The organism is Kitasatospora sp. NPDC034533, from assembly GCF_055575155.1.
The window spans coordinates 16,312-39,932 of sequence record NZ_JBVITE010000033.1 but is presented as its reverse complement, the minus strand read 5'-3'; the positions used below and the strand labels follow the sequence as shown (position 1 = coordinate 39,932).

Annotated in this window: 20 protein-coding genes and 1 riboswitch; of the genes, 16 read left to right on the top strand and 4 right to left on the bottom strand. The window is 72.4% G+C overall.

Annotation, left to right across the window (positions count from 1 at the left end):
* Nucleotides 1–60 precede the first annotated feature (60 nt).
* Together gcvH and gcvT are read right to left on the bottom strand one after the other, a co-directional pair.
* The gene (gcvH, locus tag ACZ55U_RS22520) at nt 61–435 is read right to left on the bottom strand and encodes a glycine cleavage system protein GcvH (RefSeq protein ID WP_465528231.1); all 375 of its coding nucleotides are present in this window, start codon (nt 433–435) and stop codon (nt 61–63) included.
* A gap of 124 nt (nt 436–559) precedes the next feature.
* Nucleotides 560–1,681: a glycine cleavage system aminomethyltransferase GcvT gene (gcvT, locus tag ACZ55U_RS22515; protein WP_465528229.1), complete on the bottom strand. Its 1,122-nt coding sequence runs from the start codon at nt 1,679–1,681 to the stop codon at nt 560–562.
* A 230-nt stretch (nt 1,682–1,911) separates the two neighbouring features.
* Nucleotides 1,912–2,016, bottom strand: a riboswitch (glycine riboswitch).
* Between the two features lie 207 nt (nt 2,017–2,223).
* Between gcvT and ACZ55U_RS22510 the strand changes: the two genes are divergently transcribed.
* The 7 genes from ACZ55U_RS22510 to ACZ55U_RS22480 all read left to right on the top strand — a co-directional run bounded on the left by ACZ55U_RS22510 (nt 2,224) and on the right by ACZ55U_RS22480 (nt 10,690).
* The gene (locus tag ACZ55U_RS22510; RefSeq protein ID WP_465528227.1) at nt 2,224–3,018 is read left to right on the top strand and encodes an enhanced serine sensitivity protein SseB C-terminal domain-containing protein; all 795 of its coding nucleotides are present in this window, start codon (nt 2,224–2,226) and stop codon (nt 3,016–3,018) included.
* Nucleotides 3,019–3,134: 116 nt separating this feature from the next.
* A complete protein-coding gene (locus tag ACZ55U_RS22505; RefSeq protein WP_465528225.1) occupies nt 3,135–4,058 on the top strand; it encodes an enhanced serine sensitivity protein SseB C-terminal domain-containing protein in 924 nt (307 codons plus the stop codon).
* A gap of 445 nt (nt 4,059–4,503) precedes the next feature.
* Nucleotides 4,504–5,490 (top strand): ABC transporter permease, encoded by a 987-nt coding sequence (locus ACZ55U_RS22500; RefSeq protein ID WP_465528223.1) that lies wholly within the window; start codon nt 4,504–4,506, stop codon nt 5,488–5,490.
* An 89-nt stretch (nt 5,491–5,579) separates the two neighbouring features.
* Complete coding sequence (locus ACZ55U_RS22495) at nt 5,580–7,343, top strand: ABC transporter substrate-binding protein (protein ID WP_465528221.1); 1,764 nt, start codon at nt 5,580–5,582, stop codon at nt 7,341–7,343.
* Nucleotides 7,344–7,441: 98 nt separating this feature from the next.
* Nucleotides 7,442–8,452: an ABC transporter permease gene (locus tag ACZ55U_RS22490; protein WP_465528219.1), complete on the top strand. Its 1,011-nt coding sequence runs from the start codon at nt 7,442–7,444 to the stop codon at nt 8,450–8,452.
* On the top strand, nt 8,449–9,519 hold the full coding sequence (locus tag ACZ55U_RS22485) for an ABC transporter ATP-binding protein (protein WP_465528217.1): 1,071 nt from the start codon (nt 8,449–8,451) through the stop codon (nt 9,517–9,519). The genes ACZ55U_RS22490 and ACZ55U_RS22485 overlap by 4 nt, the downstream gene beginning before the upstream one ends.
* A 34-nt stretch (nt 9,520–9,553) precedes the next feature.
* Entirely contained in the window at nt 9,554–10,690 is a 1,137-nt protein-coding gene (locus ACZ55U_RS22480; protein WP_465528215.1) for an ABC transporter ATP-binding protein, read from the top strand.
* A 238-nt stretch (nt 10,691–10,928) separates the two neighbouring features.
* On the opposite strand, the gene ACZ55U_RS22475 is transcribed toward ACZ55U_RS22480, so the two are convergent.
* Entirely contained in the window at nt 10,929–12,245 is a 1,317-nt protein-coding gene (locus tag ACZ55U_RS22475; protein WP_465528213.1) for an acyltransferase family protein, read from the bottom strand.
* A 125-nt stretch (nt 12,246–12,370) separates the two neighbouring features.
* Between ACZ55U_RS22475 and ACZ55U_RS22470 the strand changes: the two genes are divergently transcribed.
* Nucleotides 12,371–13,030, top strand: a complete 660-nt coding sequence (locus ACZ55U_RS22470) for a trimeric intracellular cation channel family protein (RefSeq protein ID WP_465528211.1) — start codon at nt 12,371–12,373, stop codon at nt 13,028–13,030.
* Here ACZ55U_RS22470 and ACZ55U_RS22465 read toward each other — a convergent pair.
* Nucleotides 12,936–13,706 (bottom strand): IclR family transcriptional regulator, encoded by a 771-nt coding sequence (locus ACZ55U_RS22465; protein WP_465528209.1) that lies wholly within the window; start codon nt 13,704–13,706, stop codon nt 12,936–12,938. The two genes, ACZ55U_RS22470 and ACZ55U_RS22465, sit on opposite strands and share 95 nt — an antisense overlap.
* Nucleotides 13,707–13,878: 172 nt before the next feature.
* Here ACZ55U_RS22465 and ACZ55U_RS22460 point away from each other — a divergent pair, with 172 nt between their 5' ends.
* The 8 genes from ACZ55U_RS22460 (at nt 13,879) to gatC (ending at nt 23,621) form a co-directional block, all read left to right on the top strand.
* On the top strand, nt 13,879–15,060 hold the full coding sequence (locus ACZ55U_RS22460; protein ID WP_465528207.1) for a cysteine desulfurase family protein: 1,182 nt from the start codon (nt 13,879–13,881) through the stop codon (nt 15,058–15,060).
* A gap of 46 nt (nt 15,061–15,106) precedes the next feature.
* On the top strand, nt 15,107–16,243 hold the full coding sequence (gene mnmA, locus ACZ55U_RS22455) for a tRNA 2-thiouridine(34) synthase MnmA (protein WP_465528205.1): 1,137 nt from the start codon (nt 15,107–15,109) through the stop codon (nt 16,241–16,243).
* A 110-nt stretch (nt 16,244–16,353) separates the two neighbouring features.
* Nucleotides 16,354–16,878 (top strand): LOG family protein, encoded by a 525-nt coding sequence (locus ACZ55U_RS22450; protein ID WP_465528203.1) that lies wholly within the window; start codon nt 16,354–16,356, stop codon nt 16,876–16,878.
* A gap of 13 nt (nt 16,879–16,891) precedes the next feature.
* Nucleotides 16,892–17,581: an SDR family oxidoreductase gene (locus tag ACZ55U_RS22445; RefSeq protein ID WP_465528201.1), complete on the top strand. Its 690-nt coding sequence runs from the start codon at nt 16,892–16,894 to the stop codon at nt 17,579–17,581.
* A 74-nt stretch (nt 17,582–17,655) separates the two neighbouring features.
* Nucleotides 17,656–18,666, top strand: coding sequence for a methionine synthase (locus ACZ55U_RS22440; protein WP_465528199.1), 1,011 nt, complete (start codon nt 17,656–17,658; stop codon nt 18,664–18,666).
* Nucleotides 18,667–18,685: 19 nt separating this feature from the next.
* Nucleotides 18,686–20,974, top strand: coding sequence for an NAD-dependent DNA ligase LigA (gene ligA / locus ACZ55U_RS22435; RefSeq protein WP_465528197.1), 2,289 nt, complete (start codon nt 18,686–18,688; stop codon nt 20,972–20,974).
* Between the two features lie 322 nt (nt 20,975–21,296).
* On the top strand, nt 21,297–23,108 hold the full coding sequence (locus ACZ55U_RS22430; protein ID WP_465528195.1) for a putative bifunctional diguanylate cyclase/phosphodiesterase: 1,812 nt from the start codon (nt 21,297–21,299) through the stop codon (nt 23,106–23,108).
* A gap of 216 nt (nt 23,109–23,324) precedes the next feature.
* Nucleotides 23,325–23,621 (top strand): Asp-tRNA(Asn)/Glu-tRNA(Gln) amidotransferase subunit GatC, encoded by a 297-nt coding sequence (gatC, locus tag ACZ55U_RS22425; protein ID WP_030057414.1) that lies wholly within the window; start codon nt 23,325–23,327, stop codon nt 23,619–23,621.

Genomic DNA, 23,621 nt, shown 5'->3' with positions numbered 1-23,621 from the left:
AAAGGGGGCCGCGGCTGGGGCGGGGCGGCCGCCGCGCGGTGACCGCCCCGGTCGGGTGTCTCAGCCGCCGATGAAGGCGGTGTACTCGTCCGCGCTGAGCAGCTCGTCGGTGGCCTCGACGCGCACCTTGAACAGCCAGCCGCCCTCGAACGGGGCGCTGTTGACCAGGGCGTTGTCGTCCAGGACGTCCTGGTTGACCTCGGTGACCTCGCCGGTCACCGGGGAGAACAGGTCGCTGACCGACTTGGTCGACTCCAGCTCACCACAGGTCTCGCCGGCGGTCACGGTGTCGCCGACCTCGGGCAGCTGCACGTAGACGATGTCACCGAGCGCGTCGGCGGCGTGCTTGGTGATGCCGACCGTGGAGACACCGTCCTCGGCGGCCGTCAGCCACTCGTGCTCCTTGGTGTACTGCAGGTGCTGGGGGTTGCTCATGGCGTCATTCTCCAGGATGGGAAGCGGGCACGGCGAAGCGGGCCGCCGCTCGGACGGCTGCGACGTGCGTGTACGGGAAAACCGGGGCCCAAGCCGTGGCCGGCGAGGGCTCAGCGGACGCGGGTCAGCGGGCGCGCTTGTAGAATGGCAGCGCCACGACCTGGACGGGCTCGTGCTTGCCGCGCACGTCCACCGCGACGGTGGTGCCGGGGGCGGCGTGGGCGGCGTCGACGTAGGCCATCGCGATCGGCTTGCCCAGGGTCGGGGACGGCGAGCCCGAGGTGATCCGGCCGATCGGCTCGCCCTCGGTGGAGACCACGGTGTACTCGGCGCGCGGCACCCGCTTGCCCTCGGAGACCAGGCCGACCAGGACCTTCGGAGGGTTGGTCTCGGCCGCGGCGGCGGCTCGCTCCAGCGCCTTGCGGCCGACGAAGGCGCCCTCGTTGGTGGTCTTGTCGAAGCGGACGACCCGGCCCAGCCCGGCGTCGAACGGGGTGAGGTCGGTGGACAGCTCGTGCCCGTACAGCGGCATGCCGGCCTCCAGGCGCAGCGTGTCGCGGCAGGACAGGCCGCACGGGACCAGGCCGTGGCCCTCGCCGGCGGCGGTCAGCGCCTGCCAGATCGGCTCGGCGTCGGCCGGGCGGCAGAAGATCTCGAAGCCGTCCTCGCCGGTGTAGCCGGTGCGGGCGAGCAGCACCTCGCGGTCCGCCACCCGGGCCGGGAGGATCGCGTAGTACTTCAGGCCGGGCAGGTCGGCGTCGGTGGTGGCGGCGAGGATGCCGGTGGCCTCCGGGCCCTGGACGGCGATCAGCGCGTAGGTGTCGCGGTCGTCGGTGACGACGGCGTCGAATCCCTTGGCGCGGGCGATCAGCTCGTCGAGGACCAGCTGGGCGTTGGAGGCGTTGGCGACCACCAGGAAGGCGTCCTCGCGCAGGCGGTAGACGATCAGGTCGTCCAGGATGCCGCCGTCCTCGGCGCAGATCATGGTGTAGCGGGCGCGCAGCACGCCCAGCGCGGAGACGAAGCCGACCAGCGCGTGGTCCAGCATCTCGCCCGCCTGCGGGCCGGTCACGGTGATCTCGCCCATGTGCGAGAGGTCGAACAGGCCCGCCTTGGTGCGGACGGCGAGGTGCTCCTCGCGCTCGCTGCCGTAGCGCAGCGGCATGTCCCAGCCGGCGAAGTCGGTCATGGTGGCACCGAGGCTGCGGTGCAGCGCGTCGAGCGCGGTCAGGCGGAGGGACGACATGGCCAGGAACTCCTCGGTCGGGGCACTCAGGGGTGCACGAGCCGGACCGGACCCGCTCGGGGACCGACCCTGCGCGCGGGCATGCGGCGGCGTGGGTCTCCCCATCTGTCGTCGAACCTGAGAGCTTCACCGCCCACCTGCCCGCAGCTGTTTCCAGCTTGGGGGACAGCATGGCGGCTTGCACCGTGGGTGGGCGTCCGACAGGGCCGGGCGCCGCTTTCCAGATGTGCCTAACCCGTGCGGTAGGGGTGCCTGAGAGATTCCGGGGAGGACTTGCTCCTTCGGCGCCGGCTCGTGCCGTGGGGCGGCACTCCGGGCTCTCCCGCGCGGGTTCGAGCGGCCGGTATGGAGTTGTGGGGCCCGCGGCGCATGCCGTCGGACGCGGACATCATGGCACGTCCCGGGCGGCGAGGGGAGAGGGGACCCGGTCACAGGGCGCGGTACCGAACACGAGCCCTAACGCCGTGCCCCTCACGGCCTAGACTGCTGCGCGTCGGCGCAGCAGAGGGCGGCCGACCGGCAGAGGGCGGAATCGGCGGCGCATGGGGTACCCGGTGGAGCAGCAGCAGGGGTGGGGCGGACCGGAGGAGGCGCCGACGGGCGGTTCCTGGCCGGCCAACGAGCTGGAGCAGGTGCTGACCGCGGCCCTGGGCGATCCGGGAGCGACCCCGCGGGTGATCGAGGTGCTGGCCCGCAGCCAGGTGTGGGTGCCCCTGCCGGCCGGCGGCGACCCGCGGGGGCAGTCGCTGGACCTGCCGACCGTCGAGCTGGCCGGCGACCCGTACGTACCGGTGTTCTCCTCCCAGGAGGTGTTCCTCCAGCAGGCGCCGGGGATGGCCTTCGCGATCGCGCCGGTCTGGGAGTTCGCCCGCGGGCTGCCGCTGGGCGTGGGCATCGCGGTGAACCCGGAGGCCGCGGTGGGCATCCCGGTGCCGCCGCAGGGGGTGGCCGAGCTACGCCGCGGGCCGCGCGAGGACCGCTGGGAGGACCCGGCGGCGCCGACCGGCGGCCGGGTGGCGCTGCGCGAGCCGGTGCCGGGCGAGGACCCGGAGCACTTCCTGGCCGCCTGCCGGGCCGAACTGTCGGCACTGCCCGGGGTGTTGACCGCCCGCAGGGCGCTGGCCAGCATCGAGGGCGAGCCGACCGTGATGTTCGTGGGCGTCCAGTTGGACCCCGTGGCGCCGGCCGAGTCCGCCGCGGTGAACGAGGCGCTCGGGCGAGCGCTGGGAACCGCGCCGCTGCCCGGCGGCGTCCACCTCGTACTGCTCGACCTCGCCGACGACCCGGTGGTCGAGTGGCTGCTCACCCGGGTGATGCCCTTCCACACCCGGCCCTGAGCGGGTCCGTATCAAAGGCACGTCGCCGTGGCGGTGGCCGGTGCCGCGCCATAGGGTGCGTGCAGACGGCCGACGGGTCGGCGGGTTCGAGGAAAGAGGCGCGGCGAGGTGGGCGCATGAGTGCGGGAGCGGGAGCGGGCGGGGTGCCGGGGCCCTGGGGCCAGGCACCGGCCGGGCGCCCGGGAGCTGATCCGGGCGCGTTGGAGCGCGCCCTGCGCGAGGTCGCGCCGGAGCGCTACGACGCGTACGAGCGCCTGCTCCACGCGCTGGCGGACGGTCAGGTCTGGATGCTGCTGTGGCACGGCACGCCGGGCAGCCAGGACGCCCAGTACGGGAACATGGAGATCAGCGGCCACGGCTACGCTCCGGCCGTCACCTCGTCCGAGCAGCTGACCGCCTCGGGCTGGACCCGGGCCCACGAGGTCATCTCCGGCCGGGAGATCGCGGCCTCGCTGTACCGCACCCGCTGGGGCCTGTGGCTCAATCCGCACGCGCCCGGCGGCGGCGTCGGGGTGCCCTGGGCGGACCTGCGGCGGATCGCCGCGGGCCTGGAGCGGCTGCCCGCCGGGCCGTTGAAGCTCAGCGAGCCGCAGCTGAACGCCCAGCCGTTCTTCGCGCTGCTGGAGCGTCAGGCCGTCGAGGTGCGCGCGGTGCGGGCCCTGCGCCGGGCCTGGGTGCAGCCCGCGGTGGGGGAGCCGTACCTGGCCATCGGCCTTGACCTGTACGAGAGTTCGCCGCCGGCCGTGGAGGCGGTGCGGGCGCTGATGCAGCGCGCGATCGCGGTGGCTCCGGAGGGGCTCGCGGTGTCCACGGTGGCGATGTCGGACGAGTACGACCCGGTGGCGCTGTGGATGCGCGCCAACGCCCGGCCGTTCTTCGACCGGGAGGCGGGCCGCCCGCCGACCGGCCCGTACCCGCCGGTGCCCCCGCCGCCGTACCCCGGCCAGTCGGTGCCGGGCTACCCCTACGGCACCCAGCCGCCGGCGACCGGCTGGCAGCAGCAGCCGCAGCGGCCGTGGCCCGGCTACCCGGGGCGCTGATTCACAAAGCGCATTATCCGAAGCCGACTTGATTGTCCATCAAGTCGGCTTCGATGCTTTCCGGACGAATTTCCGGATGTGTGCTCGGCTCATCTTGACATGGCAGTTACAGCCATGTGAAGAGGTATATGCCGAAGATCGGGTAGGTGCATGCGCGCAGATCACAGTTGGGCATCTGTCGGTTGTCAGGGCTGGCGCAAGCCAGTTCGGATGGCAGAGAGTTCTGCGCAACGCACCGCGTGTACTGCAACCCCACAAAGGTGAGCGCGGCCGCCGACAGCCCGTCCACGCGAAGCCCATCCCGCGTGGTGGCAGCGCCTGTGCACGACGCGCTGCCGTCAACACCAGCTCCTCCTAAGCACCTCCGCACGTCCGCAGCCGCACCGCCGAAGCCGACGGCCGGCACCCGTGGGCCGGCCACCGTCGGCGAGGGGACCAACTGACCATGACCGCATCCGTGACCACCGCCGGGAACGCTCCGGAGGCACCCGCCGCCGACCCGGCCAAGAAGATCGAGGGCCGCTCCCTCGGCCAGATCGCCTGGACCCGCTTCAAGCGGGACAAGGCCGCCGTCGCCGGCGGCGTCGTGGTGATCCTGCTGATCCTGCTCGCCGTGCTGGCCAAGCCGATCGAGTCCGTGTTCGGGCTCGACCCGGACGCCCTCCACCAGGACCTGCTCGACGCCGACCTCGGCGGACTGCCGCTCGGCGACTGGGGAGGCATGAGCCTGGACCACCCGCTCGGCGTGGACCCGCTCCAGGGCCGTGACCTGCTCACCCGCGTCATCGAGGGTTCCTGGGTCTCCCTGCTGGTCGCCTTCGGCGCGACCGTGCTCTCCAACACCATCGGCACCGTGCTCGGCATCATGGCCGGCTACTACGGCGGATGGGTGGACACCTTGATCAGCCGCGTGATGGACGTCTTCCTGGCGTTCCCGCTGCTGCTCTTCGCCATCGCGATCTCGACCTCGCTCCAGGGCGGAGCGTTCGGCCTGCACGGCCTGCCGCTGCACATCGTGGTGCTGATCTTCGTGATCGGCTTCTTCAACTGGCCCTACATGGGCCGGATCGTGCGCGGCCAGACGCTCTCGCTGCGCGAGCGGGAGTTCGTCCACGCCGCCCGCAGCCTGGGGGCCCGCGGCCCGTTCATCCTGTTCAAGGAACTGCTGCCCAACCTGGTCGGTCCGATCCTGGTCTACTCGACCCTGCTGATCCCGACCAACATCCTCTTCGAGGCCGGGCTGAGCTTCCTCGGCGTCGGCATCCAGCCGCCGCAGGCCTCCTGGGGCGGGATGCTCCAGGACGCGATCCGGTACTACCAGGTGGACCCCCAGTACCTGGTGGTCCCCGGCCTGGCCATCTTCATCACCGTGCTCGCCTTCAACCTGCTCGGCGACGGCCTGCGCGACGCCCTCGACCCCAAGAACAACTGATCCAGCGTCATTCACTGGCCGTGCGTCACCCGTTGGCCCCGCCAGGACCCTCACTCCGCCTCCACATCCCCAAGGGGTTGATCTCACCCATGCGTAGGTCCCGTACCGTCGCCCTGACCGCGGCGGCCGCCGCCGCGGTCCTGGTCGTGACCGGTTGCACCAGCTCGTCGAAGAGTGGCGACACCTCGGCCTCCGGCTCCGCGGGCGGCTCCGGCGCCAACGCGGCCACCAAGAGCATCGTCAACGCCTCGGACAAGAAGGGCGGGACGGTCACCTTCGAGATGAAGGGCACCCCGGACTCGCTCGACCCGGGCAACACGTACTACGCGTACATCTACAACTTCTCGCGCTTGTACGCCCGTTCGCTGACCACCTTCAACCCGGCGCCGGGCGAGGAGGGCAACAAGCTCGTCCCGGACCTCGCCGAGGCGCCGGGCCAGCCGAGCGCGGACGGCCTGACCTGGACGTACAAGCTGCGTGCGGGCCTGAAGTACGACGACGGCACCCCGATCACCTCGAAGGACGTCAAGTACGCCGTCGAGCGCTCCAACTTCACGGACGTGCTCACCAACGGCCCGACGTACTTCCGCAACCTCCTGGTCGACAACGCCACGCCGTACCAGGGTCCGTTCAAGGACAAGGAGGGCGGCCTGGACTCGATCCAGACGCCGGACGACACCACCATCGTCTTCCACCTCCAGCACCCGTTCGCGGACTTCGACTACCTGGTCGCCACCCCGCAGACGGCGCCCGTCCCGCAGGCGAAGGACACCGGCGCCGACTACGTCAAGCACATCGTCTCCTCGGGCTCCTACAAGTTCGAGTCCTACGAGGACGGCAAGCAGGCCGTCCTGGTGCCGAACCCCAACTGGGACCAGAGCAGCGACCCGATCCGCAAGCAGCTCGGCGACAAGATCGTGCTGCGGTTCAACATCGACCAGGCCACCATCGACAAGGACCTGCTGGCCGGCAACGCCCAGGTCGACCTCGGCGGTGGCGGCGTCGACCCGCAGACCCAGGCGCAGATCCTCCAGGACCCGAAGCTCAAGGCCAACACCGACAACGCCTACGGCGGCCGGCTGGTCTACCTGGCGATCAACTCCAAGCTCGCGCCGTTCGACAACATCGAGTGCCGCAAGGCCGTCCAGTACGCGGTCGACAAGGTCTCGGTGCAGACGGCCCTGGGCGGCCCGATCCGCGGCCAGATCGCCAACACGGTGCTCCCGCCGGACATCCCGGGCCACCAGGACTTCAACACCTGGGAGACCAAGGACAACAAGGGTGACGAGGCCAAGGCCAAGGAAGCCCTGAAGGCCTGCGGCAAGGAGGGCGGCTTCAACACCGTCATCTCGGCCCGCACCGAGCGCGCCACCGAGATCGCCGGCGCGACCTCCATCCAGGCGGCGCTGAAGAAGATCGGCATCAACGCCGAGATCCAGCAGTACCCGCAGTCCAAGTACCTGACGGACAACGCCGGTTCGCCGAAGTTCGACGCCGACCACAACATCGGCCTGATGATGATGCAGTGGGGCGCCGACTGGCCGACCGGCTACGGCTTCCTCCAGCAGATCGTCGACGGCCGCGCGGTCAAGGAGACCGGCAACAACAACCTGGCCCAGCTGAACGACCCGGCGGTCAACAAGCTGATCGACGACGTCGCCGTCAACCCGGACAAGTCGGCCCGCGAGAAGGCCTACGCCGAGATCGACAAGAAGGTCATGGACCAGGCGGTCTACGTCCCGCTGACCTACTTCAAGGTCTTCCTGTACCGCCCGAACAACGCCACCAACCTGGCCTCCACGTCGGCGTTCTCCGGTCAGTATGACTACCTGAACATCGGCACCACCAAGTAAGAGCCTGGCTCCGCATCCCTGAAGGCAGGTGAAGGCAGCGGCGCCCGCCGCCGTCCGGAAGACCCCGGACGGCGGCGGGCCGCCGGAGCCGCCCAACTGTGTTTGCCTACATCATCCGCAGGATCTTCGCGGCCCTGGTACTGCTGCTGGTCGTCAGCGCGGTCACCTTCGCGATCTTCTTCCTGCTCCCGCGCATCGCCGGCGAGACGGCCGACCAACTGGCGGCCCAGTTCATCGGGAAGAGCCCGTCCCCGGAGACGATCGCGGCGGTCAAGCAGAACCTCGGCCTCGACCAGCCGCTGTACGCCCAGTACTGGAAGTTCCTCAAGGGCCTGGTCGCCGGCGCCGAGTACAAGTTCGGGCCGGACCCGGCCACCTGCCACGTGCCCTGCTTCGGCTACTCCTTCAAGAACCACCTGGAGGTCTGGCCCGAGTTGTCCAAGCGGATCCCGACCACCATCTCGCTCGCCGCGGGCGCGGCCGTGCTCTGGCTGGTCTCCGGCGTCGCCACCGGCGTCGTCTCCGCCCTCAAGCCGAAGTCGATCTTCGACCGGCTCTCCATGGGCGTCGCGCTCGCCGGCGTCTCGCTGCCGGTCTTCTTCACCGGCGCGCTGCTGCTCACGCTGTTCAGCTACCAGTGGCCGATCCTGGACAACCTCCACTACGTGGACTTCACGGACGACCCGCTGATGTGGGCCCGCAACCTGATCCTGCCGTGGATCTCGCTGGCGTTCCTCTACTCCGCGCTCTACGCCCGGCTCACCCGCGCCGGGATGCTGGAGACGATGAGCGAGGACTACATCCGCACCGCCCGGGCCAAGGGCCTGGTCGAGCGCAAGGTCGTCACCCGGCACGGGCTGCGGGCCGCGCTCACCCCGATCGTCACGATCTTCGGCATGGACCTCGGGCTGCTGCTCGGCGGCGCGCTGATCACCGAGCAGGTCTTCTCGCTCCAGGGCGTCGGCCAGTTCGCCGTCCAGGCGATCTCCGACAACGACCTGCCCAAGATCCTCGGCGTCACCCTGCTCGCAGCATTCTTCATCGTCGTCTGCAACCTCGTGGTCGACCTCCTGTACGCGCTCGTCGACCCCCGGGTGAGGCTCTCGTGACCGACCTCCAGAAGACCCCGGCGGACGCCGCGCCGGCGCCGTCCGGCGACCCCTACCTCTCCGTGCGGGACCTGCGGATCCACTTCGACACCGACGACGGCCTGGTCCGCTCGGTGGACGGGGTCAGCTTCGACCTGTACAAGGGGCGCACCCTCGGCATCGTCGGCGAGTCCGGCTCCGGCAAGTCCGTCACCTCGCTGGGCATCATGGGCCTGCACCGCTCCAAGCGGGCCCGGATCAGCGGCGAGATCCTGCTGGACGGCGAGGACCTGATCGCGGCCGGCCCGGACCGGGTGCGCCAACTGCGCGGCCGGGAACTGGCGATGATCTTCCAGGACCCGCTGACCGCGATGCACCCCTACTACACGGTGGGGCAGCAGATCGTCGAGGCGTACCGGGTGCACCACCCCCGGGCCTCCAAGAAGGAGGCCCGGGCCCGCGCGGTCGAGATGCTCGACCGGGTCGGCATCCCGCAGCCGGACCGCCGGGTGGACGACTACCCGCACCAGTTCTCCGGCGGCATGCGCCAGCGCGCGATGATCGCCATGGCGCTGGTCAACGACCCCTCGCTGCTGATCGCCGACGAGCCCACCACCGCCCTGGACGTCACCGTCCAGGCGCAGATCCTGGACCTCATCCGCGACCTCCAGGAGGAGTTCGGCTCCGCCGTCATCATCATCACCCACGACCTCGGGGTGGTCGCCGAGCTGGCCGACGACGTCCTGGTCATGTACGGCGGCAAGTGCGTCGAGCGCGGCCCGGCCGAAACCCTCTTCGACTCGCCCGAACACCCGTACACCTGGGGCCTGCTGGGCTCGATGCCGCGACTGGACCGGGAGCTCCAGGACCGGCTGGTGCCGGTCAGGGGCACCCCGCCCAGCCTGATCAACGTGCCGCCGGGCTGCGCCTTCCACCCGCGCTGCCCGTACGCCGCCCTGACCGAGGGGCGCTCCACGAGCGAGGTCCCGGTGCTGACCGAGGCCGCGCCCGGGCACCTCGCGGCCTGCCACCTGGCGGCCGGCGAGCGGCACCGCATCTTCGCCGAAGAGATCGCGCCCCGGCTGTGAGCCCGGCCACGTACCACCTTCCTGGAGAGAACCGATGACGGACACTCAGACGGCGCGGACCCCGTCCCCGGCACCCGCCGCAGGCCGCGAGCCGCTGCTGAAGGTGGCCGGCCTGACCCGGCACTTCCCGATCCGCGGCGGGCTGCTGCGGCGCCAGACCGGCGCGGTGCGGGCCGTCGACGGCATCGACTTCACGGTCAACGCCGGCGAGACGCTCGGCGTCGTGGGCGAGTCCGGCTGCGGCAAGTCGACCATGGGCCGGCTGGTCACCAGGCTCGACGAACCGACCGGCGGGACCATCGAGTTCGAGGGCACCGACATCACCCACCTGAGCGTCGGGGCGATGCGGCCGCTGCGCCGCGACATCCAGATGATCTTCCAGGACCCGTACTCCTCGCTGAACCCCCGGCATACCGTCGGCACCATCGTCGGAGCGCCGTTCAAGCTCCAGGACGCGGTGCCGGAGGGCGGGTTGAAGAAGGCGGTCCAGGAGCTGCTGGAGCTGTGCGGCCTCAGCCCCGAGCACTACAACCGCTACCCGCACGAGTTCTCCGGCGGCCAGCGCCAGCGCATCGGCATCGCCCGGGCGCTCGCGCTGAAGCCGAAGATGATCGTCGCGGACGAGCCGGTCTCCGCGCTGGACGTCTCGATCCAGGCACAGGTGGTCAACCTGCTGGACGACCTCCAGACGGAGCTCGGGCTGACCTACCTGATCATCGCGCACGACCTCTCGGTGGTCCGGCACGTCTCGGACCGGGTCGCGGTGATGTACCTGGGCAAGATCGTGGAGATCGCCGACCGGGACTCGCTCTACCGCAGCCCGATGCACCCGTACACCAACGCGCTGATGTCCGCGGTGCCGGTCCCCGACCCGCGCCGCCGTCAGCGCTCGGGCCGCGACCGCATCCTGCTCACGGGCGACGTCCCCTCGCCGATCAACCCGCCCAGCGGCTGCCGCTTCCGCACCCGGTGCTGGAAGGCGCAGGAGGTGTGCGCGAGCGAGGAGCCGCCGCTGGTGGCGCTCAAGACCGGGCACGAGGTGGCGTGTCACTTCCCCGAGCTTCGCGAGGGGAACGGCAAGCACAGCCCGGAGCTGCGCGAGGGGAACGGCAAGCACAGCCCGGAGCTGCGCGAGGGGAACGAGCCCGGAAAGGCGCCCTCGGCCTCCTGAGGCCCTCGACGCGAAAGAATCGGCCGCCCGCTCCGGGATCCCCGGAGCGGGCGGCCGCTTCGTCGTCCAAGCCGCCGCGGCCGCCTTCGCCCCGCCCTCGGACGGGAAGCGGCGGTTCACGGCCTTCATCACCCGGCGCCCCAGGTTCTGGAACGGGATCTCGACCAGCCGGTGGCTGAGGACTCGAACGGCTCGCGCCCCTCCAGCAGCCGGTCCGTCGCGCGGACGACCGTGACCTTCACACGCGGGAGGCCAGCGGAACGTCTTCCACCCGCGCCCCGTCGGCGGGAGGGAACCGCCGGTTCAGTGCTCTGACCGTCCGGCGCCCCAGGTTCTGGAACGGGATCTCGACCAGCCGGTACGAGAGGTAGGAGAGCACCACGAGCGCCGCGAGGTAGCCGAGGGTGAGGACGGCCTGCCCCTTGGGCCCGGTGAACGGCAGGGGGTGGGTCCGGAGCTTCCAGCCGACGAAGTACATCAGCGGGCCGTGCAGCAGGTAGACCGAGAAGCTGATGGTGCCCAACCCGCTGAGCCAGCGCGGGAACCGGCGGTGGCGCAGCAGCATGGCGCCGGCGAACAGCGCCCAGGCGGCCAGGTAGGCGGAGGAGAAGGACATCCACGAGGGGGTCCAGGTGTGCCAGAGCGCGGTGTCGCGGTTGTACAGGTAGCCGACCGCGACCCCGGACACGAGGACGAAGCCGCAGCAGAGCAGCGCCGGGAGCCGGTCGATCTGGCAGTGCTCCAGCCGGTACAGCACGGTGCCGGCGAACATGGTCGCGAAGATCAGCATGGTCTCGAAGCCGGTGGAGCGGCTGTTCAGCGCGATCAGCGTCAGACCGAGCCCGCCGAGCAGCAGCGCGCCCCAGCGGGTGAGGTCCGGGCGGGCGGTGGCGATGCAGGCCAGCGCCATCAGCACCACGATCCCGGCGGCCGCCACCAGGTGCCCGGACGCCTCCGGGTTCACGGAGAGGGTGCTGATCGGCAGCCAGGCGCCGAGCACCAGGGCGACGGCGGCGAAGCCGACCGAGATCGGCGCGCTGTGCCGGTGCCACCCCTGAACGAACAGGGCGGAGACGAAGTAGTAGAACACCATCTCGTAGGCGAGCGACCACATCACCCCGAGCGCGCTGGGCACCCCCAGCAGGTCCTGGAGCAGCAGGCCGTTGGCGGCGAGCGACAGCGCCGGGTGCTCGAAGGCGAAGCCCTGCACGATCTGGTCGTCGCGGGGCAGCACCAGCAGGCTCGCCACCACCGTGGCGACCACCGCGGGGTAGATGCGCAGGATCCGTCCGGTCCAGAACGCCCGGACGTCGCCGCGCCGTTCCAGCGAGGCCGGGATGATGTACCCGCTGACCAGGAAGAACAGCATCACGCCGAAGAAGCCGAGGTCCAGGTACGGCGGCACCCGGTCCCCGTACGGGATCTTGTCGAGCAGCCCGAAGTGGTGCATGGCGACGGCGAGGGCGGCGATGCCGCGCAGGGCGTCGAGCCAGCCGAGCCTGGCGGAGGCGGGGGACGTGGACCTCGGGGACGGTCCGCGCGGTGCGAGCTTCACAGCCGGAGGCTAGCGGAAACCGCCCGGCGGTACGGGCGGTCGCGTCCGCCGTGCCCCGAACGGTCGTCCGGCGGCGGACGGCGGCCGTTCACCGGGGCTTGCGGGCGATCGGGTACACATGGACGGTGACATCCCAGCTCTTCCCGTCCGACGTGCAGCAGTCGCTGGACCTCGTCGGCATCTTCGTCTTCGCCCTCTCCGGGGGTCTGCTCGCCGTCCGCAAGAACATGGACATCTTCGGGATCTGTGTGCTGGCGGAGGCCACCGCGCTCGGTGGAGGCGTGATGCGCGACCTCGTGATCGGGGCGACCCCGGTCGCCGCCTTCACCAACCTCGGCTACTTCGTGACCCCGCTGGCCGCCGCGCTGGTGGTGTTCTTCCTGCACCCGGAGGTCGAGCGGATCAACCGGGCGGTGCAGACCCTGGACGCGCTCGGGCTCGGGCTGTTCTGCGTCACCGGCACCGCCAAGGCGCACGACTTCGGGCTGGGCGCGGTCGCGGCGATCGCGCTCGGCATGGTGACCGCGGCCGGCGGCGGCGTGATCCGCGACGTACTGGCCGGGGAGATCCCCTCGCTGCTGCGCTGGGACCGGGAGATCTACGCCGTCCCGGCGCTGGTCGGCGCCACCGTGGTCGCGCTGCTGATCGCCACCGGCCACCTCACCGGCCCGACCGGCACCGCCGCCGCGCTCACCGCCTTCGGCCTGCGGATGCTCGCCCTGCGGTACGGCTGGCGGGCGCCGCGCGCCTGGCACCGCAACGGTTCTCGCACCAACGAGGAGTAGGCGAGCCGCCGTACGCGAGCGAGATCGCCTCGGCGGTGCAGAGCAGTTCCGGTACCATCCGGGCCAGGGCGGCCGGCGGCACCTCGCTCGCCGGGGCGCTCAACGCGCAGGCCGCGACCGTCCGTCCGCCGCTGCCCGCGACCGGCGCGGCCACGCAGGTCACCGGCTCCCGGTGCTCGCGGGACTCGGCCGCCCAGCCCCGGCGGCGCACCGCGGCCAGCTCGGGCTCCTCGGCCCCGTCCCCGCCTTCGGAGAGCCCGGCGAGCAGCACCCGGCCGACCGCCGTCCCCTCGACCGGGGCCCGCCGCCCGATCCGGGACGGCTCGGTGCCCGGCGGCCCGGGCACCTCGTCCAGGTAGAGCACCTCGCCGTCGTGCAGCACCGCGAGCCGGACGGTGAGGCCGCTGCGGGCGCCGAGCGCGGCCAGGTACGGCGCGGCGACCTGCCGGACGTCGAAGTCCTCCAGCGCGCGGTGGGCCAGCGAGAGCACCCGGCCGCCGATCCGGTAGCGCAGGTCCGGCTGGCGGCGGGCGAAGCCGTGGTCCTCCAGGGTGCGCAACAGCCGCAGGGCGGTGGACTTGTGCACCCCGAGGCTGCTGGCGGCCTGCTCCAGCGAGAGCGGCGCGTCGCCGAGCGCGTCGAGCAGGGTCAGCGCGCGGTCGACCGACTGCGACATGGCGTATCCCGTGGATCCGGCTGACTGGTGGCGTCAGGCTAACCGCTGGGTGGCGCGCGGGTGCAAACCGGTGCCGGACGCGGCCGTCCGGCGGCGGTGCGCGCGGCCGGTGGCCGGATCGGTGCGCAGGCCTGGATGGGCGTGCGGTGCCGCGCTCTACAATCGGACCGTTATGCCATACCTGGACCATGCGGCGACCACGCCGATGCTGCCCGAGGCGATCGCCGCGATGACGGCGCACCTGGGGGTGGTCGGCAACGCCTCGGCCCTGCACGCGGCCGGCCGCCGGGCCCGCCGGGTGGTCGAGGAGTCCCGCGAGTCGCTGGCCGAGTCCCTGGGCGCGCGCCCGAGCGAGATCGTGTTCACCGGCGGTGGCACCGAGTCCGACAACCTGGCGGTCAAGGGCCTGTACTGGTCGCGCCGGGACGCCGACCCGGCCCGCACCAGGGTGCTGTGCAGCCCGGTCGAGCACCACGCGGTGCTGGACGCGGTGCACTGGCTCTCCCAGCACGAGGGCGCCGACGTCGAGTACCTGCCGGTCGACGGGTACGGCCGGGTGCACCCCGAGGCGCTGCGCGAGGCGATCGAGCGGGCGCCCGAGTCGGTCGCGCTGGTCACCGTGATGTGGGCGAACAACGAGGTCGGCACCGTCCAGCCGGTGCGCGAACTGGCCGCCGTGGCCGCCGAGTACGGCATCCCGGTGCACGCCGACGCGGTGCAGGCGCTCGGTCAGGTGCCGGTCTCCTTCGCCGAGTCGGGCCTCACCGCGCTCACCGTCACCGGGCACAAGATCGGCGGCCCGTTCGGCATCGGCGCGCTGCTGCTCTCCCGGGGCGCCGCGCCCGTACCGCTGCTGCACGGCGGCGGGCAGGAGCGCGACGTGCGCTCCGGCACCCTGGACGCCCCCGGCTCGGCCGGTTTCGCGGCCGCCGCCGCGCTCGCGGTGGAGCGGCGGGCCGAGCACGCCGGCGCCCTGGGCGCGCTGCGGGAGGAACTGGTGGCCTCGGTGCTGGCCGCCGTCCCGGACGCGGTGTACAACGGCGACCCGTCGGCCGAGGGCCGGCTGCCCGCCAACGCGCACTTCTCCTTCCCGGGTTGCGAGGGCGACGCGCTGCTGATGCTGCTGGACGCCCAGGGCATCGAGTGCTCCACCGGATCGGCCTGCTCCGCCGGGGTGCCCCAGCCCAGCCACGTGCTGCTCGCGATGGGCGTCGACCCGCTGCTGGCGCGCGCCTCGCTGCGCTTCTCGCTCGGGCACACCTCGGTCCGGGGGGACGTCACGGCGCTGGCGGAGGCCATCGGGCCGGTCGTCCAGCGGGCGCGCAACGCGGGACTGGCCTCGGTCCGCCGCTAGCCACGGCCCGGGGCATGTACCGGAGCCCCGTACGCTTGTAGTCACCATGACTGACTTCCCTGGTGCCCCGACCACTCCCTCCACCGGCCGTCTGCGCGTGCTCGCCGCGATGTCCGGCGGAGTGGACTCCGCCGTCGCCGCCGCCCGCGCCGTCGAAGCGGGGCACGAGGTGACGGGCGTCCACCTGGCGCTCTCCGCCAACCCCCAGTCCTTCCGGACCGGCGCGCGCGGCTGCTGCACCATCGAGGACTCCCGGGACGCCTGGCGCGCGGCCGACGTGATCGGCATCCCCTTCTACGTCTGGGACCTCGCGGAGCGCTTCCGCGAGGACGTGATCGACGACTTCGTCGCCGAGTACGCGGCCGGGCGCACCCCGAACCCCTGCCTGCGCTGCAACGAGAAGATCAAGTTCGCGGCGCTGCTGGACAAGGCGCTCGCGCTCGGCTTCGACGCCGTCTGCACCGGTCACTACGCCCGGATCGTCGACCTGCCGGACGGCTCGCGCGAGCTGCACCGCGCGGTGGACGCCGCCAAGGACCAGTCGTACGTCCTCGGCGTGCTCGACGCCGAGCAGCTCGCCCACTCGCTCTTCCCGCTCGGCGACACCACCAAGGAAGCCATCCGCGAGGAGGCCGAGCGCCGCGGCCTGGCCGTCGCCAAGAAGCCCGACAGCCACGACATCTGCTTCATCGCGGACGGCGACACGCAGGGCTTCCTGGCCAAGCACCTCGGCACCGCGCCCGGCGACATCCTCGACGTCGACGGCACCAAGCTCGGCGAGCACGACGGCGCGTACGGCTTCACCATCGGCCAGCGCAAGGGCCTGCGGATCGGCCGCCCGGCGGCGGACGGCAAGCCCCGGTACGTGCTGGACATCTCCCCGGTGAACAACACCGTCACCGTCGGCCCGGTCGAGGGACTGGACGTCACCGGGCTGACGGCCATCCGCCCCCGCTGGTGCGGCACCGAGCCGCTCGCCGACGGCCGCTACACCGCCCAGCTGCGCGCCCACGGCGAGGAGGTCCCGGTCTGGGCCGGCGTCGTGGACGGCGAGCTGCGGGTGCGGCTCGACACCCCGGCCCGCGGCATCGCCCCCGGCCAGGCGGTCGTGCTGTACGACGGCACGCGGGTCGTCGGCTCGGCCACCATCGCCACCACGGAGCGCCCCGCCGTCACCGCCTGAGCCCCGGCCCGGTGAGCCCCGGCCCGGTGAGCCGGCGACCGGGGCCGGCCCCGGTCGCCGGCTCATGCCGGTGAAGTGAGGCCGCGCGGCGTGATAGACCAGTCGCCATCATGAATATCTGCGTCTTCTGCTCCGCGTACTCGCTCGACGACCGCTACTCCGCTCCCGCCGCGGAGTTCGCCCGGCTCCTGGGGGAGGGCGGGCACACCCTCGTCTGGGGCGGCTCGAACGCCGGGCTGATGGGCCTGCTCGCCGACGAGGTGAAGGCCGCCGGCGGCAGGACCGTCGGCGTCATGGTGGAGATGCTGCGGCACAAGGCGTACGTCGGCGCGGACGAGCTGGTGTGGACCGCCGACCTCTCGGAGCGCAAGGCGGAGCTGGCGGCCCGGGCGGACGCGATCGTCGTGCTGGTCGGCGGGCTGGGCACCCTGGACGAGGTGACCGAGGTGCTGGAGCTCAAGAAGCACGGGAGGTTCGAGAAGCCGGTCGTCGTCCTGGACACCGAGGGCTTCTACGCGGGCCTGCGCACCCAGATGGAGCGGATGGACACCGAGGGCTTCCTGCCGCGCCCCCTGGCCGAGCTGATCACCTTCGCGGACACGCCCGCCGAGGTCTTCCTCCAGCTCAAGGCCTGAGAGGATCGATCCCATGGCCGCACATCTGATCACCGGCGCCGGCTCCGGCATCGGCGCCGTCCTGACCGAGAAGCTCGCCGAGCGCGGGGACGAACTCTGGCTGCTCGCCCGCGACGCCCGCCGGGCCGCCGAACTGCGCGAGCGCTTCCCCGGGGCGAAGACCCTGGCCGGCGACCTGGGGGACCCGGGCAAGCTGTCCTGGGCCTTCGGGCACCAGCAACTGCCCGTGAAGCTGGACTCCCTGGTGCACGTCGCCGGCGTGGTGGAGCTCGGCCCGGTCGGCGACCTGACCGTCAAGGCCTGGCAGGAGACGCTCAACGTCAACCTGGTCGCCCCCGCCGAGCTGACCCGCCTCCTGCTGCCGTCCCTGCGGCTCGGCAAGGGCCACGTGCTCTTCGTGAACTCCGGCGCGGGCCTGAACGCCCACGCCGACTGGTCGGCGTACGCGGCCAGCAAGCACGGCCTCAAGGCGCTCGCCGACTCGCTGCGCCAGGAGGAGCGGCCCAACGGCGTCCGGGTCACCTCCGTCTACCCGGGCCGCACCGCCACCGCGATGCAGGTCAAGGTGCACCAGCAGGAGGGCAAGGAGTACGACGCCGGCCGCTGGATCGAGCCCGAGTCCGTCGCCCGGGCGATCCTCGCGGCCCTGGACGCCTCCCGGGACGCGGAGATCACCGACCTCACCGTCCGCCCCGGGCGGTAGCACCCGGTACGCACGGCCCCGGTCCGAGCCCCGCGCTCGGCGCCGGGGCCGTCCGGCTGAGTAGGCTCGGACGGGTGAGCACCCGACACCCCTTCCCCGACCTGCGCGGCGCCGCCACCGGCGTCGGCTCGCTGCCCGGCACCGACGCCCGGGAGGCCGCCAAGACCGCCACCGGCGCGCTGGAGCACCTGCCGTTCCTGCCCGAGCTGCCCGCGCGCGGGCCGGGCGCCGACATGATCGGGCGCGGCGCCGGCCTGCTGGTCGAGCTGTTCGCGCAGACCGAGCCGAGCGGCTGGCGGTTCACCGACCGCCCGGGCCGGGACACCCGGCGCGCCCACTCCTGGCTCGGCGAGGACCTGGACGCCCTGGAGGAGTTCACCCAGGGCTACCGGGGCGCGCTCAAGGTCCAGGCCGTCGGCCCCTGGACGCTGGCGGCGAGCATCGAGCTCAAGCACGGCGAGAAGGCGCTCTCCGACCCGGGCGCCTGCCGGGACATCGCCGGCTCGCTCACCGAGGGACTGCGCCGCCACCTCGCGGACGTCCGCAAGCGGGTGCCGGGCGCCGAGGTCGTCCTCCAGCTGGACGAGCCCTCGCTGCCCGCCGTGCTGGCCGGGTCGGTGAGGACCGCCAGCGGCTTCCAGCGGCTGCGCGCCGTCGACCGGCAGGTCGCCGAGGAGGTGCTGCGGGAGACCGTCCGGGGCCTGGACGCGCCCGTGGTGGTCCACAGCTGCGCACCGGAGGTCCCGGTCCCGCTGCTGCGCCGGGCCGGGGTCGCCGGGATCTCGCTCGACTTCTCGCTCCTCACCGAGCGCCAGGACGACGACCTCGGCGAGGCGGTGGAGGGCGGCACGGTGATCCTCGCTGGTGTCGTCCCCGCCACCGACCAGGCAGTGTCCGACCCTGCCGGTAGTGTCCAGGGGGTCAGGACCTTGTGGCGCAGGCTCGGGTTCGCTCCGGAGCTGCTGGGCCGCCGCGTGCTGGTGACGCCCACCTGCGGGCTGGCCGGGGCCTCCCCGGCGTACGCGCGCAGGGCGCTCGCCCAGAGCGCCCGGGCGGCACAGAGCCTGGTGGACAACCCGGAATGAGAACGTAGGAGGGCTTGCGGTGACGGCTGTCGAGGGCTGGGAGGACGTCCCGGCGGAGGTGCGCAGGCGGCACGCGGAGCTGGCGCAGGAGATCAGCGACCACCGCGCCCGGTACTACGAGCAGGACGCTCCCGTCATCAGCGACGCCGAGTTCGACGCGCTGATGCGGGAGCTGGAGGCGATCGAGGCCGAGCACCCGGCCCTGGTCACCCCGGACTCGCCGAGCCAGAAGGTCGGCGGGGCCGCCACCGGCCTGTTCGCCGAGGTCGAGCACCGGGAGCGGCTGCTCAGCCTGGACAACGCGATGGACGACGAGGAGCTCGCCGCCTGGGCCGAGCGGGTCGCCACCGAGCTGCACGGCATCGACTACCACTACCTGTGCGAGCTCAAGGTGGACGGCCTGGCCGTCAACCTCACGTACGAGAACGGCCAGTTGGTGCAGGCGGCGACGCGCGGCGACGGCCGGGTCGGCGAGGACATCACCGCCAACGTCCGCACCATCAAGGAGATCCCGCACCGGCTCAAGGGGGACGACATCCCCGAGCTGGTGGAGATCCGCGGCGAGGTCTACTTCCCGACCGAGGAGTTCGACGCGCTCAACGCCTCCTTCTCGGAGGAGAACGAGCGCCGCCGGCAGGAGAACGAGGAGCGCGCCAAGGAGGGCAAGCGGCCCCGGGCGATGATCCGGCTGTTCATGAACCCGCGCAACGCCGCCGCCGGTTCGCTGCGCCAGAAGGACCCGCACGTCACCGCCTCCCGCCCGCTGCACATGGTGGTGCACGGGATCGGCGCCCGGGTCGGCTTCGACATCGACAACCAGTCGCACGCCTACCAGCTGCTGCACGACTGGGGCCTGCCCACCGCCCGGCACAACAAGGTGGTGGGCACCCTCGCGGAGGTGCGGGCCTTCATCAAGCACTTCGGCGAGCAGCGGCACTCGGTCGAGCACGAGATCGACGGCGTCGTGGTGAAGGTGGACGAGATCGCCCTCCAGGGCCGGCTCGGCGCCACCTCCAAGTCCCCGCGCTGGGCGATCGCCTGGAAGTACCCGCCGGAGGAGGTGACCGGCAAGCTCGCCGAGATCCGGGTCGGCATCGGCCGCACCGGCCGGGCGACGCCGTTCGCGGTGCTGGCCGAGCCGGTGAAGGTGGCCGGCTCGATGGTGCAGTACGCGACGCTGCACAACCAAGAGATCGTCAAGGCCAAGGACGTGCTGCTGGGCGACACGGTGGTGCTGCGCAAGGCCGGCGACGTCATCCCGGAGATCCTCGGCCCGGTCTACGACCTGCGGGACGGCACCGAGCAGGCCTTCGTGATGCCCTCGCACTGCCCGGAGTGCGGCACCGAGCTGCGCCCGATGTCCGAGGGGGACATCGACCTGCGCTGCCCCAACGCCCAGCACTGCCCGGCGCAGATCCGCGAGCGGATCGCCTTCCTCGGCGGGCGGTCCTGCCTGGACGTCGAGGGGCTCGGCTACGTCGCGGCCACCGCGCTGACCCAGCCGCTGGAGCCGGCCGAGGCGCCGGTGGGCAACGAGGCGGACGTCTTCCGGCTGACGGAGGAGAAGCTGCTGCCGATCAAGGTGCTGGTGCGGGACCCGAAGACGGGCATGCCGAAGCTGGACGACCGGACGGGCAAGGAGAAGGAGGTCTTCTTCTTCGCCACCACCAAGGGCGAGCCGAAGAAGTCGCTCCGGCTGCTGCTCGACAACCTGGCGGCGGCGAAGGAGCGCCCGCTGTGGCGGTTCGTCAACGGGCTGTCGATCCGGCACGTCGGCCCGGTCGCCGCGCAGGCGCTGGCCCGGGAGTTCCGCGACCTGGACCGGATCTTCGAGGCGACGGAGGAGCAGCTGGCGGCCGTGGAGGGCGTCGGCCCGACCATCGCCCGGTCGATCCGGGAGTGGTACGCGGAGGACTGGCACCGGCAGATCCTGGAGAACTGGCGGGCGGACGGCGTCCGCTTCACCGAGGAGTTCGCGGACGAGGACGAGGGGGAGCGCCCGCTGGAGGGGCTCACCGTCGTGGTGACGGGCACCCTGGCCGGGCACACCCGGGACGGCGCCAAGGAGGCGCTGACCTCGCGCGGAGCGAAGGTGACCGGTTCCGTTTCGAAGAAGACCGATTTTGTGGTCGCCGGTGACAACCCAGGGTCCAAGTACGACAAGGCTGTTCAGCTCGGCCTGCCGGTCCTGGACGATGCCGGGTTCGCCGTCCTGCTCGCCGACGGGCCCGCCGCCGCCCGTGCCCACCTGGGACTTCCGGAGCCGGAAGGGGCCGAGGAGGCGAAGGAGGAGCCCGCCGAGGGCTGATCCCGGGCCGCCCCGAGCGGCCTCCGACCGGATCGGTGTTGTTATCGTCCTGATGCAGCGTCATCGGGTGCCGCACGGTGAAAGCGGGCATTGTGTCACTGTGCGGCACCCGTGCGCGGCGGCGCGTTTCCGGTTGTCCGAAAGTCTGCCCACCGGGTGGACCCCGGCTTACCCTGGAGCGCAACAGAGTGTCAGCAGGGGTGGGGGCACCGGCTGGGCCGGTGCTCCTCGGGGTCGCTCCATGCCCGGCAGCTGTCGGTACCGGCACGGTGCCTCACCGTAAGGCGGCCTGACGGGGCGGGCCCGACGGAGGACAGGGCTTATGGATCGTACGACCGGCGGTGCGCCCACACGCCCGCCGCAGGGGGTGGCGGGTGCGGTCCTGCTGCTCGGCGTGCTGCTGGCCGGAGCCGCGCCGCTCATCCCGCTGGCCGTCCTGGTCTACCGGTACGAACCCGAGTTGCTGCCGCTGTTCGCCGTGCCCCTGGCGGTGCTGGTGGCGGCCTGGCGGATCGCCCGGGACCGCGCCCGCGACCAGCTCACCGACCCGCTGACGGACCTGCCCAACCGTCAGGCCCTGCTGCTGGCCGCCCAGGAGGCGATCGCGGAGTGTGAACAGGGCTACAGCGTCGGTCTCATCCTGCTCGACCTCGATCGCTTCCGATCTCTCAACGACACACTCGGACATACGGCCGGGGACCGGCTGCTGGTTCACATCGCCCGCCGGCTGCACCGGGCGCTGCGCTCCGGCGGCCCGGCCGGCAGCGCCACCCGGGAGTCCATCGACGACGTCTTCGCCGGCCTGCCCCGGCACTACCGCCGCGGCCGCCCGATGGTGGCCCGGATGGGCGGCGACGAGTTCGCCGTCCTGCTGCCCGGCATCAACTGCCCGGACAGCCTGGAGCGGGTCGCCAAGGCGCTGACCGCCGAACTCGCCGCCCCGATCCGGCTGGACGGGCTGCTGCTCGTCCTGGAGGCCTGCGGCGGCGTCTGCGTCTACCCGCAGCACGCCCAGGACGCCGAGTCGCTGCTGCGCCGGGCCGACGTCGCGATGGGCCACGCCCAGCGCGGACGCAGCGGCGTCGCCCAGTACGACGAGACCCAGGACGCCGACACCCCGTACCGGATCGGGCTGCTGGGGGACCTGCGCCGGGCGCTGGAGACCGGCGAGGTGCAGCTGCACTACCAGCCGAAGGTGGCCTTCGACGGCCGGGTGGTCGGCCTGGAGGCGCTGCTGCGCTGGGAGCGGCCCGGCCAGGGGAAGGTCTCGCCGGACGAGTTCGTCGGGCTCGCCGAGTCCAGCGGCCTGATGCCCCGGCTCACCGACTACGTGCTGGAGGCGGCCGTCGGCCAGCTCGCGTACTGGCGCGACCAGGGCCTCCAGGTGCAGGTCGCGGTCAACGTCTCGCCGCGCGACGTGCTCAACCCCGGCTTCGCCCAGCGGGTGGCCGGTCACCTCGTGCGCCACCAGGTGCCGGCCCACGCGCTCCAGCTGGAGATCACCGAGCGGCTGCTGCTGGACGACTCCCGGCGGGCCGCGGACACCCTGGCGGAGCTGCGCGGCTACGGCGTCGGGATGTCCCTGGACGACTTCGGCACCGGGCACTCCTCGCTGGTGCGGCTGCGCAGCCTGCCGGTCGGCGAGCTGAAGATCGACCGCTCCTTCGTCTCCCGGATGGTCGCCGACGACCACGACGCGGCGGTGGTGCGCTGCTCGGTGGAGCTCGCCCACTCGCTGGGCCTGACCGTGGTCGCCGAGGGCGTCGAGGACGACGAGACCTGGGAGCGGCTGCACTGCATGGGCGTGGACGCCGTCCAGGGCTGGCTGGTGTCGGCCGCGCTGCCGGCCGAACAGGCCACCGCCTGGCTGCGGGTGCACCGCACCGGTGCCCCGCCGGTGGAGCGGCTGGGCGTGCCGCCGCAGCTGCACGCCGGCTTCCAGCCGGCCCAGGGCGGCGCCAGGCCGCCGGTGCTGCCGCCGACGCTCCCGCCGGTGCGGCCGCCGGTGCGGCCGCCGGTCATCCCGCCGGTCATCCCGCCCGTCCGGCCGCCGGTGACCCAGGTGGTGCCGACCGGGCACCTGGAGGTCAAGGCCCCGGGGCCGCAGGGCTGGGCCCGCAGCGGCCCCCAGTAGGCCGCCGCCGTCCCCTCGGCGGCGTCCGCCGGGGTCGCGGCCGGGCCGGTGACGGGCGCCCGGGATCACGCGTTGGCCGGTGCACGGGCCGGGCCCCATAGGATGGGGTCCAAAGACCACGAGGACGGAGCGGCGAACCCGGCTGCTCCTGCCCGGGCCCGGCACCGCCGCGAGGCACCGCCGGGTCTCACCAGAACTCACCCTGAGGATCGCTGCATGCCTGGCATCACGCGCGAGGAGGTCGCCCACCTCGCCCGGCTGTCGCGTCTTGAGCTGAAGCCCGAAGAGCTGGACCACTTCGCCGAGCAGCTCGACGTGATCATCGGCGCGGTCGCCCGCGTTTCCGAGGTCGCCGGACAGGACGTCCCGCCGACCTCCCACCCGCTGCCGCTGACCAACGTCATGCGCGCGGACGAGGTGCGGCCGTCGCTCACCCCGGAGCAGGCGCTGTCCGGCGCCCCCGCCGCCGAGGAGCAGCGTTTCCGTGTGCCGCAGATCCTCGGGGAGGACTGA

What these genes read in the sequence shown, in the direction of transcription:
- ACZ55U_RS22445 (WP_465528201.1), top strand. Translation starts at nt 16,892, where the DNA reads ATGGCCGCACATCTGATCACCGGCGCCGGCTCCGGCATCGGCGCCGTC.
- ACZ55U_RS22500 (WP_465528223.1), top strand. Translation starts at nt 4,504, where the DNA reads ATGACCGCATCCGTGACCACCGCCGGGAACGCTCCGGAGGCACCCGCC.
- ACZ55U_RS22465 (WP_465528209.1), bottom strand. Translation starts at nt 13,706, where the DNA reads ATGTCGCAGTCGGTCGACCGCGCGCTGACCCTGCTCGACGCGCTCGGC.
- gcvH (WP_465528231.1), bottom strand. Translation starts at nt 435, where the DNA reads ATGAGCAACCCCCAGCACCTGCAGTACACCAAGGAGCACGAGTGGCTG.
- gatC (WP_030057414.1), top strand. Translation starts at nt 23,325, where the DNA reads ATGCCTGGCATCACGCGCGAGGAGGTCGCCCACCTCGCCCGGCTGTCG.
- ACZ55U_RS22460 (WP_465528207.1), top strand. Translation starts at nt 13,879, where the DNA reads ATGCCATACCTGGACCATGCGGCGACCACGCCGATGCTGCCCGAGGCG.
- ACZ55U_RS22505 (WP_465528225.1), top strand. Translation starts at nt 3,135, where the DNA reads ATGAGTGCGGGAGCGGGAGCGGGCGGGGTGCCGGGGCCCTGGGGCCAG.
- ACZ55U_RS22495 (WP_465528221.1), top strand. Translation starts at nt 5,580, where the DNA reads ATGCGTAGGTCCCGTACCGTCGCCCTGACCGCGGCGGCCGCCGCCGCG.
- gcvT (WP_465528229.1), bottom strand. Translation starts at nt 1,681, where the DNA reads ATGTCGTCCCTCCGCCTGACCGCGCTCGACGCGCTGCACCGCAGCCTC.
- ACZ55U_RS22430 (WP_465528195.1), top strand. Translation starts at nt 21,297, where the DNA reads ATGGATCGTACGACCGGCGGTGCGCCCACACGCCCGCCGCAGGGGGTG.
- mnmA (WP_465528205.1), top strand. Translation starts at nt 15,107, where the DNA reads ATGACTGACTTCCCTGGTGCCCCGACCACTCCCTCCACCGGCCGTCTG.
- ACZ55U_RS22450 (WP_465528203.1), top strand. Translation starts at nt 16,354, where the DNA reads ATGAATATCTGCGTCTTCTGCTCCGCGTACTCGCTCGACGACCGCTAC.
- ACZ55U_RS22510 (WP_465528227.1), top strand. Translation starts at nt 2,224, where the DNA reads ATGGGGTACCCGGTGGAGCAGCAGCAGGGGTGGGGCGGACCGGAGGAG.
- ACZ55U_RS22480 (WP_465528215.1), top strand. Translation starts at nt 9,554, where the DNA reads ATGACGGACACTCAGACGGCGCGGACCCCGTCCCCGGCACCCGCCGCA.